This is a genomic window from Longitalea luteola (assembly GCF_017356035.1).
GTDB lineage: Bacteria > Bacteroidota > Bacteroidia > Chitinophagales > Chitinophagaceae > Niastella > Niastella luteola.
The window spans coordinates 17,544-28,572 of record NZ_JAFIQX010000004.1; the positions used below are offsets into that span (position 1 = coordinate 17,544).

An 11,029-nucleotide genomic window follows, 5' to 3' on the forward strand; every position below is an offset into this window, starting at 1 on the left:
CTCAAAAGCGATTAGTACATGACCAAACGTTATATCAATATTTATATATTTTGCCTGGCAGCGCTCGTGCTGGCAGCTTGTTATAAAGACAAAGGCAATTACGATTACCAGGCTATAAACGAAGTAACATTAAAAACCGACCGGGAAGCGATCAGTCTGATATTGCCCGATTCGCTAAAAGTAAACGTAACGATCGAACAAACCATACCTGATCCCGCCGGATTCAGTTTCGAATGGGTGTTGTATCTGGCCGGGGGCACCCCGCTTGAACGCCGGGTGCTCGATACGACGCAAAACCTGAAAGCCCGCATTACTGAACTGCCCGGCAGTTATTACCTCATGCTCTATGCAAAAGATCGAAAAACAGGCGTAGAATATCAAAAGCGATTGGTTGTTTCCGTATTGACGGCCTATAGCGAAGGCTGGATGGTAGTAGAAGAAAATAACGGCGCCTGCGACATTTCCATGATCAGTCCGGTTGATACTATCTTCAGGAATATTTATTCAACTACTAATAATGGACAAAAGTTGCCGGCCGGCACTTTCCGCATCCCTGAGATCAAGACCCATAACGGTGATCAAAAGATCTATATCATTTCGCCGGCCGATATGATCCAGGTTACCTATTCCGATTTCAAGAAATTGTCAACATTCAACGAATTCTTCTGGGAGCCGCCCGTTCCAAAACCGCAGGAATACTTTGTGAACGGCACCGAGGATATGATGCTGAACAATGGCAAGATCCATAGCCGTTCACTAAATGCTCCGTCAGGCGCTAATAAATTAAATCTGCCGCCTAGCGGAAACCACTTCATTGCCCCTTACGAACTCTATAGTGTGGCCAGCGGTTATGTCGTATTTGACACCGTATCACAAAGCTTTTTGAAACTGAACGCAAGTTCATCCAGTTTAACGCCTTTTCCCACACCTTCGGGAACCCGGCTTTTTTACCTCAACAACATTGGCAAGAAACTGCTGTATGCCGAGTTGAATGCATCGCCTAAATGCTACGCCTACTTCAAAAACAATGACAATGATTCGTTGTTTGCGTATGGCTTCAATCCTGCTGTAACGAACCCTGACCTGGATAAGACAGAGATCCTGAGTGCACCCGGTTTGATCGATGCCCGGTTATTCGTAGGCTCAAGAACACTGCCGCATTTATACTATGTAAGTGGCCATCAGATCTACAAACTGGACGTTCCGGCAAAAACAGCGGCGCCTGTATACAGCTTCCCCGCGGGTACTGAAATAAGGGCCATGAAAATGTACCGCAACCTGAAATTGAGTACCGATTCATACAACAATAAACTGATCGCTGTGGCTACACATGAGAACGGTGAGGGCAAGGTCTATTATTTCCCCATCAGCCCAACGGGCAGCTTCGTCAACAATACCTATAGCAAAGTTTTCACCGGCTTCAATAAGATCAATGAAATAACATTCAAAAGCCTCAAATAAGGCTGAAGGCGCAAGGCTGAAGGCTGAAGGCGCAAGGCTGAAGGCTGAAGGCAAAACTCAGTTATCGGTGTTTTTGCGTTTTGCGCCTGCCTGCCGGCAGGCAGGTTCAGCGTTCAGCGTTCAGCGTTAAAATTAAATAATGATCATGAAAAAACTAATACTGTCAGTTTGCATCAGTGCAGCAGCCTTCGCCGGTTATGCGCAGGAAACATCAGCCTGGAGCCATACCGGCTCATGGGCCTCCTTATTGGAAAAAGCAAAAACGGAAAACAAACCGGTAGTGATCGACTGCTATTTTACCGGTTGCCACCCCTGCGCCCAAATGGACAGGGAAGTATTTCCAAACAGGCTTGTCAGCAAAGAACTGGCCGACAATTTTATCGGCATTAAAGTAGATGTATTCTCGGAAAAGATAGGGGACTCCATCAACATTAAATATGGCATTTCTGGTTTTCCAACCTTTCTCGTACTCGATCCAAATGGCCAGCTCGTAACTATGTTCAGTGGTTATAAAGATGCCGGACAATTTTTAACTGAACTGCAAACGGCTAAACAAAAAATCGCCGACAAGCAGGTACTGGCCGGTTTCTCACCTGCTTATACTGATATCTACCCCGAGTTTTACAAACAATATTACAACCGGCAGAACCGGAACTCAGATTTTACCGCCGCCGGTACCTGGATCAAAGCGCAAAAGGACTGGACCTCAGAAGCCGTTGCCATGTCCATTTTCCGCACAGGCAAACTCGAAACTGCCGTCGAAGAATACCTGATCGACAATTACAGCCGTTACAAGGCGTTATACGGCGCCTACCTGATGCAAAATAAAGTATCCGGTATCCTCACCGCCCAATTAAACAAAAAGCTGAACAAGCTGAGAGACGATGCGGCTTTCCGGCAATTCCTGCAGGAAAAGAAAAAACTGTTTCCCGCCGAAGACTGGACGATCCTTGAACATATAGTGGCATTTTCTTATTATACCACTATTGCCAAAGACAATGAAGCCCTGCTCCGTTTCATGAATGAACACCCGGTGATCTATATGAACTATTATGGTTCCCTCTGCAACAGCTTACTTGTAAAAAAAGAAATAACAGCGGCCAATGCACAACTGCTTAAAGGATGGGCCGATAAAGCCATGACCGTTGAAACAGGCTTTGAATTGCTTACCGCCACTGCCAATATCTTAAAAACAGCCGGCGACCTGGAAGGATTTAAAAAAATATGTTTCCCTGGCCATTGCCAAAGCAAAGAAATATAATGTGCCTGCTGATAAATATGAGAAAATGTTAGCGGCCATTTAAAACAGTATCCAGCCCTGAAAACCCAACGAAAAACCCCATACATATGGGGTTTTTGGGTTTAATAATTTACACTAAAGAGAGTGGTCTGTTTCTCTTCACAGGCATTGGATATCATCATAAGGATACCGGACAAAACGGGGCCATCTTCGGATAAATGTCTGGTTGGATCAGCGTCATCAAATATAATAAGTAATTGAAATAAATAAAAGACTTTATCAACTGCAATTGTAAGTTTTTGAAACAAAATTCAAGCCCACCTCTTTAAGTGTTTTGATTACAATTGTTTAAAACACCATTTTAAAAAGTGATCCGGATCAAGAAATTGTTATCCATTTTTTCACTGTTGTTTAACCAGCATTTCATTATCAGCTAGCCACCAGTTCAATCGTACGTTCTACCCGTACCTCCGCTATAAAATGTTCATCATGCGAAACCACGATCAACGTTCCCTCGTATGAGTTGATCGCTGCGGTGAGTATAGCTATATTGTGAATATCCAGGTTATTGGTTGGCTCATCCAGCACAATGATATCGGGCGCCTGACTGCCAATGGTGAGGCAACAAAGCACTAACCGCATACGTTCGCCGCCACTCAGTGAACTGCAGCGTTTATCCCAGTCTTCTTTCGTGAACAGGAACCGGTTAAGCCTGATCTTGATCTCATGTTCCTGCAAAGCCGTGGTATTGAAAGCACAGGCCTGTTCGTATACGGTATACTGGTTGTTGATCAGGGAATAATCCTGGTCGATATACACCCATTTATTAGCTGCCCGGTACACAGTGCCAATGCCTGGCTCCAGTTCGCCCAGGATGATCTTTATAAGGGTCGTTTTTCCGGCACCATTCGATCCTTTGATCACCATGCGTTCTCCACTGGTGATCAACAGGTCCAGGTTTTCGTTCCATAATGACTGCTCGCCATAAGCGTAATTTATCCCGCTTGCAGTAAACAATATTTTTCCACGATGTAAGGTAGTATTATCAAATCCGAATTGCATTTTATCAATGTCGGGCAGTTCATTGCGCAATGCCTGCAGCTCATCACTAATGCCGCTGATCTTTTCGGCATGGGTGCTTTTGATCTTTGACGTACTGTTTTCTGCATTGTTCCGCAGCGTGTTCATCATAATGCGGGCAACGCCGGCTTTTTCCTGTTTATGTTTGCCGCGGGCATCCAGTTTTTGCTGCCGTTCCATGGTCTCCCGTTCTTTTTCCCGGGCCTTTCGCAACGCTTTCTCCCTGCTTTGAATATCCTGTTGTAAAGCGTTACTGGCTATCTGCTTTTGTTCTGTATAAAAATCATAATTACCACCATACACCGTTATGCCCCGGGCACTTAATTCGCAAACGGGGTTAAGCAGGTTCAGCAGTTTCCTGTCGTGACTTACCACGAGCAGCGTACAATTAGTGTCCTGGATAAAATGGTACAGGAGCTCCCGGCCTGTTAGATCCAGGTGATTGCTGGGCTCATCCAGCAGCACCAATTCGGGCTTATGAATATGAATACCTGCCAGGAATACTTTTGTTTTCTGTCCGCCGCTCAGGGTCTCCATGCGCTGGTGCAGGTCCAGGTCCTTTAATTGCCAGTATTGAAGCGCCTCCTGGCACCTTTCCTCGATCGTCCAGTCATCGTTCAGCAATTGAAGATTACGTTCCGTTACCTGACCCGCCAGGATGGCCTGCAGGGCCATGAGCTGCTCATCTATTCGCAATGCCTGCGCAACAGTAAGCTTATTGTATTGTCCGAATAATTGCGGTATATAATACGGGGTGGCATCAACCTGCAGCTGACCTTCATGCGGTATTAATTCACCGGCTATAATGCGTAACAAAGTGGATTTTCCGGCGCCATTGTTTCCGATCAGGGCCATTTTGTCGCGGCGGGCAACAGTGAGATTGATGTTCTCGAATAACAGATCTTTATTGGGATGCAGGTAAGAGAGATGCTGCAGAATAAGCATAATTTCTTTCTTATAAGGTTAACAAACAATAAGCAACCGCATTGCGGTGCACCATCTATGTTATTTTGAAAGAAATTATCTACTACATTATATAAACCTTGGATCAGAAGAAGCGCAAAGATACAAAAAGTTTTTTTATTTCCTTGCAGCGGCCAACAACGCATCAACGGCATCATATCCACAGGGGTAAGATATCGTATTGGCAGAAGCGCCGGCTGCTAACAAAGCTTTAACGGCGTCCGGCGAACGGCGTTCCGTCCAGTAAGAATCTACACAGGCTTTTATTGCCAGCGCCAGCGGGGTTTGTCCGTTCTTATCAGGCACATCAACCGGTGAACCGGCGGCGATGAATACCTGAACAACCTCCGGGTATCCGCGCCAGGCTGCAATATGAATGGCAAGGCTGCCGATGGGGATATCATAATAGCCATCGCCGGCGCGATAGGGTGCGTCTGCCGGGATGCCCAGGTTCAGCAATTGCTGCACGCCTGCTGCATTGCCACATACACTGAAACGGGCAAGCAGTTCACCACCCATAGCCAATACCTGCGAAACAAGTGAAGGCGATGCCCTCACTATCTTTTCTATTGCTTCAGGATCGTCCATGGCACAGGCCGCGATCAATTGATATACGCCTTCCAGCTGAACAGCTATGCCTTTCTGTGCAAACAGTTCCAGCACATCGTTACGGCCCTCGCAGGCAGCCATCATAACCGGGGTGAAACCATTACTTGCCAGCAGAGGATCGGCGCCACGTTCAAGCAACAGCGCTACAAACGGTAATCCATTAGCGCGCTTTAATGAATGATGTAATGCATGCCAGCCCCGTTTTCTTTCGCCATTCGGATCGGCGCCATGATCCAGCAGGTATTGCAGGCCATGGTAATCATGCCAGTCAAGCTTTCTGATCAACATCATCGACAGGTTTTCCTGCGTAAGTTTACCGGTTGCTACGAGCAACTGCATAGCTTCATTATCGTAAGTTTCCGGTGAATGATACACCGCTTCTTCATCATTCGGGTTGGCGCCATAAGCGAGCAGGAGTTCTGTAAGTCCTGCATGATGCGCCACACCGGCAGCCCCATATAAAGGCGTTTCGTAACCGGGATAGGGGCCTTCCACCGTAAATCCCGCATTGGGATCTGCACCTCCTTCCAGCAGTGCCTGCGCCGCCTGCATAAAATCATCACTTCTTGTTTTATCCTGTTGCAGGTATATCGAAAGACATAGATATACCAATGCATTGCCGCCGTATGGTTCCGACACAGCCGTAGCATTCGCCGGATCATCGGCCAGGAATTCGCGCACAGCATCGACCTGCGCAGTAATCGCGGCCGTGTGAATATCACAGGTAGCCAGCTCAGGATGTGCCGCCAGTAACTGCTCCGCTTCTTCGAGCGAACCATGCCATATCGCCGCTTTTATGAACGCCGTGCGTCGTTCTTCATTCATAGTTTTACATTCAGTATAACAATTTATTAAAAAAACAGGATTTTGTTGCCACCATCATCTTGTGAACCTATCACTGGTCAACTTGTTAACTAATTAACTTGTCAACTTTTTAAGCTGTATCTTTGCACTATGCAATTGTATATTAAAAATATGGTGTGCGACCGCTGTATACTGGCCATAAAACAACAACTGGACGGTGCCGGCATTGCATATAATAGTGTGAATCTGGGCGAAGTGGCGCTAGACCAGGATCCTACCCCTGAACAATTGGATACCCTGAATAAAAACCTTACGGCCATTGGCTTTGAACTACTCGACGACAGAAAAGAAAAGCTGGTAGAGAAGGTAAAAAATATCATTATCGCGCTTATTCACCGGAATGACGACAGCAACAATAAGAAGCTGTCGGCCATTCTCGAGGAAAGACTGCAAATGGATTATCATTACCTCTCCAACCTGTTCTCTTCCATGGAAGGTATAACTATCGAAAAATACACCATCCGGCAGCGCATCGAGCGGGTAAAAGAACTGCTTACCTATAATGAATTAAGCCTGAGCGAGATCGCCGACCAAATGGAATACAGCAGTGTGCAACATCTTTCCCAGCAGTTTAAAAAAGAGACCGGTTTAACGCCTTCCCGGTTCCGCGAATTAAAGGAGAACACGCGCAAACCCTTAGACAAGGTATAGTTATAGCTTTGTTAACGGCCATGCTTAAAATTATATACATCCCCCGCTTAATTGTATAACGATCAGTTGCTGACCATATAGGACCTTTGTATAAAGGATTTTATATGTCAGCTATAACTATTGATAAGGAGAACAAAAATACAGTTCGCCAAAGTACGGTCAGGAAAACATTTCCCGTACTGGAAATGACCTGTGCCGCCTGTGCCATCAGTGTGGAATCGATGCTCAAATCGGCTGCAGGCGTAAAGGATGCGGGCGTTAATTTCGCTAATCAAACCGCGTGGGTAGAATATGATCCTGCCATTGCTACCACTACCGACCTGCAGAAAACGGTTCGCTCCATCGGGTACGACCTGGTCATTGACGAAGCCAACAGCAACGAAATAAAAGAAGCAGCGCAGCGGGAACATTACAAGGCCTTACAGCAACGAACCATCTGGGCATCCGTATTATCAGTGCCGGTAGTGATCATCGGGATGTTCTTTATGGATATGCCCTACGGGAATTATATATCCATGCTGCTCACACTGCCAGTAGTGGCCTGGTTTGGCCGTTCCTTTTTTATCAATGCGTGGAAACAGGCGCGTCATGGTAAAGCGAATATGGATACGCTGGTGGCCCTGAGTACCGGGATCGCGTTTTTATTCAGCGCCTTTAATACCATTAACCCCGGCTTCTGGCATGCGCGTGGCATTCATCCGCATGTATATTTTGAAGCAGCGGCAGTGATCATCGCCTTCATCTCTTTGGGTAAATTACTGGAAGAACGGGCTAAATACAATACTTCTTCCGCTATTAAAAAGCTAATGGGCCTTCAGCCGAAAACAGTGAGGGTAATTATGAATGGCCGGGAACAGGAATTACCGGTTTCGGCTGTGCAACCCGGACATACCATCCTCGTGAGGCCCGGTGAAAAAATACCTGTAGACGGAAGTGTGATCGCCGGTTCTTCCTACGTTGATGAAAGCATGATCACAGGTGAGCCGGTACCGGTTCAAAAAGAAAAGGACAGCAAGGTTTTTGCCGGTACGGTAAATCAGAAAGGGAGCTTTCAATTCCTGGCCGAAAAAGTAGGTAACGATACCATGCTGGCCCACATTATACAAATGGTGCAGGAAGCACAGGGCAGTAAAGCGCCGGTACAAAAACTGGTCGATAAGATCGCCGGCATCTTCGTACCCATCGTGATCGGTATTTCCATACTCACTTTTATAACCTGGATGCTGGTGGGTGGCGACAATGCATTTACCAATGCCCTGTTAACCGCCGTAACGGTGCTGGTCATTGCCTGTCCATGTGCGTTAGGACTGGCAACACCTACCGCCATTATGGTGGGTATAGGCAAAGGAGCAGAGCACAATATCCTCATAAAAGACGCGGAAAGCCTTGAGCTCGGCTATAAAGTAGATGCTGTCATCCTGGATAAAACTGGTACTATTACGGAAGGCAAACCCGTAGTATCGCAAATGACCTGGTCAGCCGGCGAAAAGGACAGCAGCACCTTAAAACAGGTCCTTTACAGCCTGGAAGTAAAGTCTGAGCACCCGCTGGCAGAAGCTGTCGTGAACGAACTAAAAAAAGAAGCGATCAGCGCGGCGCAGGTAACCGGTTTTGAAAGCCTGACCGCCAGAGGCGTAACAGGTATCTATAACGGTCTCCGTTATTATGTGGGCAACAGGCAACTGATCGATGAAAGACAAATACGCATCGGGGAAGACCTGCAGCAGGCCGCCTCGCTTTTACAGCAGCAGGCCCATACCGTTATCTATTTTGCCGATCAGCACCAGGTGCTGGCCATTATAGCCATTGCAGATAAAATAAAACCTACTTCGCTTAAAGCCGTACAGCAACTGCAGCAAATGGGTATCGAAGTGTATATGCTCACGGGGGATAATGAACAAACGGCCGCAGCGGTAGCCAGGCAAGCCGGTATAACGCATTATACAGCGGGCATGCTGCCGGCAGAAAAAGCGGATTTTATAAAAGAACTGCAACAACAAAACAAAGTGGTTGCCATGGTAGGGGATGGTATCAATGATTCGCAGGCGCTGGCGCAGGCCGATGTGAGCATAGCCATGGGAAAGGGCTCGGATATTGCGATGGACGTAGCGAAAATGACGCTTATCACGTCCGACCTGCAATCTATTCCCCGGGCGCTGGTGCTTTCCCGCAAAACGGTGCGCACCATCAGGCAGAACCTGTTCTGGGCATTTATTTATAACCTGCTTGGTATACCCCTTGCAGCCGGTGTATTATATGCATTCAACGGATTCCTGTTAAACCCGATGATCGCCGGTGCTGCCATGGCCCTAAGTTCTGTATCAGTAGTGACCAATAGTTTACGATTAAAAACAACCAAATTATAAATTGAACACATATGGAAAGTATAAAATTCAGGACAAACATTAAATGCGGTGGCTGTATTGCCACAGTGACCCCCTTTTTAAATGAAGCAGTAGGCGAGAACAACTGGCAGGTAGATCTTCAATCACCAGAAAAGGTATTGACCATTCATACTGGCGATAAAACGAAGGAAGCAACCGTGATCCAGAAGCTTCAGGAAGCGGGGTATAAAGCAGAGACAGTAAGCTAACACAGGAGTGCCACACTTTCCTTGCGATGGCGGTATAAGTGTGGCACTCCTATTAAACTTTATGGAACGGTATTGGTCTCTTTGATCACCTTTTCCTTGCGGCGCGGCACCACCCGTTTGCGGATAAGCTGGCGGAACGCATCATGCAGATCGATGATCTGGCCGATCAAAAAATATTCGCGCAGGTTACTTTTAATATTACTACGGATCATCCGCCGGACCACATTTTTAGCTACCTCACCGGTTTCTTTTACATTCACCAGCAGTTCCACAGCAACAAAGGCCAGCCCGGCAGCGATCAGGAACAGGAAGGTGAACTCATGCAGGCTCAGCAGGTGGATCACTTTCTGCCATTGGGGCCCTTTCCATGCCGCATCTACCGACAGGGACCTGGTACTGAAATAATCGGCCAGGTAACCGCCGAATAGCGGGGCGATAAAAGAAAAAATAGCGGTAATGATATTTTTGGTCGAAAGGTACACCACTGATTCCTCGGCCGGTGATAATTTCAAACTGATATTCGTCAGCGACAGGTTGATGCCTGCATTGCTGATGCCCGTACCCGCATGGATCACCAGCAACAGCAGCAGGTTCAGGTATTCCCTGGTATAAATGCCCACATAACACCAACCGATCAGCACCAGGATATACAGCGGCGCACAAATGGCTATAATGGTCTTATTGCTGAACCGGTCGGCAAAACGGCCCCACATGCGAACGGTTAAAATACTGCACAGCTGGCTAATGATCGTGAACCCGATGATGTAGGAAATAGACAACCCCATTTTTTTCATCATGAACACCACAAAAAACGGCGTGGCAATATTCAGCGCAAATACCCAGGCGGAGTTGAAAACCAGTAAACGCCGGAAATTTTGATCCCGCAAGGGCCGCTGCAGAATGCTGATGATATCACCGCTGGTCACTTTTCCTAACGGCTCGGGCGTAGCCGAAAGGAACAAGGCGCTGCTGATGCCGGCAATACCGCCGGCAATGAACAATCCGGCATACACATTCAATTCGGAAGTTATCTGGTGGTTCTTGGTATAATCAACAATGAAGGCAGTAGCTAATCCCAATACGATGTTCAGCAATTGGGTGTAGCTGGTGCGGCGTGAAAAATAAGTACCCAGCTGGTTCTCCGGCACGAGGTCTTTCATCCAGGCATTCCAGCAGGGCCCTGCTATTGACCCAAAGAAATAATGAAAGAACAGGATAAAAATGACCGTTTCAACCGGAATATTTTTGAAGAAGAGGATGAGCAGTCCAATGATCAACAAAGGCGTTCTCGCGAGTAAGGAACAGATCACTGCAATGGCCCGCCGGTTATTGTAGCGGCGTACCAGCCAAATGGAAAGTAACTGAAAAACGTTGGTGATGGTAGGCAATCCGGCCAGTAAGCCGATCTGAAAATTATTGGCATCGAGTAACAACACCATGGCAACAAGGAAAGTGCCGCTGGTAAATGTGATCATCGCTTCTGAAGCCAGTCCATCGCCGATCACCAGCTTCATGCCACGTTGTACTTGCTTGTCCGTTAATATAGGTTCAGGCCGCCATGACATAAT

8 protein-coding genes are annotated in these 11,029 nt (G+C 47.0%); 5 read left to right on the plus strand and 3 right to left on the minus strand.

All coding sequences use genetic code 11. The annotated features are described in order from the left end of the window. The first annotated feature begins 18 nt into the window (after positions 1 to 18). Positions 19 to 1,461 (plus strand): PKD-like family lipoprotein, encoded by a 1,443-nt coding sequence (locus JUB15_RS11490; RefSeq protein WP_207512629.1) that lies wholly within the window; start codon positions 19 to 21, stop codon positions 1,459 to 1,461. A 145-nt stretch (positions 1,462 to 1,606) separates the two neighbouring features. After that, entirely contained in the window at positions 1,607 to 2,722 is a 1,116-nt protein-coding gene (locus tag JUB15_RS11495; protein ID WP_207512630.1) for a thioredoxin family protein, read from the plus strand. A 408-nt stretch (positions 2,723 to 3,130) separates the two neighbouring features. On the opposite strand, the gene abc-f is transcribed toward JUB15_RS11495, so the two are convergent. Both abc-f and JUB15_RS11505 read right to left on the minus strand, forming a co-directional pair. Then, complete coding sequence (abc-f, locus tag JUB15_RS11500) at positions 3,131 to 4,726, minus strand: ribosomal protection-like ABC-F family protein (RefSeq protein ID WP_207512631.1); 1,596 nt, start codon at positions 4,724 to 4,726, stop codon at positions 3,131 to 3,133. A gap of 135 nt (positions 4,727 to 4,861) precedes the next feature. Beyond that, positions 4,862 to 6,178: an ankyrin repeat domain-containing protein gene (locus JUB15_RS11505; protein ID WP_207512632.1), complete on the minus strand. Its 1,317-nt coding sequence runs from the start codon at positions 6,176 to 6,178 to the stop codon at positions 4,862 to 4,864. A gap of 129 nt (positions 6,179 to 6,307) precedes the next feature. On the opposite strand from JUB15_RS11505, the gene JUB15_RS11510 reads away from it, so the two are divergent. The 3 genes from JUB15_RS11510 to JUB15_RS11520 all read left to right on the plus strand — a co-directional run bounded on the left by JUB15_RS11510 (position 6,308) and on the right by JUB15_RS11520 (position 9,461). After that, on the plus strand, positions 6,308 to 6,868 hold the full coding sequence (locus JUB15_RS11510) for a helix-turn-helix domain-containing protein (RefSeq protein ID WP_207512633.1): 561 nt from the start codon (positions 6,308 to 6,310) through the stop codon (positions 6,866 to 6,868). 104 nt (positions 6,869 to 6,972) lie between these two features. After that, positions 6,973 to 9,234, plus strand: a complete 2,262-nt coding sequence (locus JUB15_RS11515; RefSeq protein WP_207512634.1) for a heavy metal translocating P-type ATPase — start codon at positions 6,973 to 6,975, stop codon at positions 9,232 to 9,234. 11 nt (positions 9,235 to 9,245) lie between these two features. Continuing rightward, positions 9,246 to 9,461: a heavy-metal-associated domain-containing protein gene (locus tag JUB15_RS11520; protein ID WP_207512635.1), complete on the plus strand. Its 216-nt coding sequence runs from the start codon at positions 9,246 to 9,248 to the stop codon at positions 9,459 to 9,461. Positions 9,462 to 9,520: 59 nt separating this feature from the next. On the opposite strand, the gene JUB15_RS11525 is transcribed toward JUB15_RS11520, so the two are convergent. Next, positions 9,521 to 11,026 carry an MFS transporter gene (locus JUB15_RS11525; RefSeq protein ID WP_207512636.1) on the minus strand — a complete coding sequence of 502 codons (1,506 nt, stop codon included), beginning with the start codon at positions 11,024 to 11,026 and terminating at the stop codon, positions 9,521 to 9,523. Positions 11,027 to 11,029 lie beyond the last annotated feature (3 nt).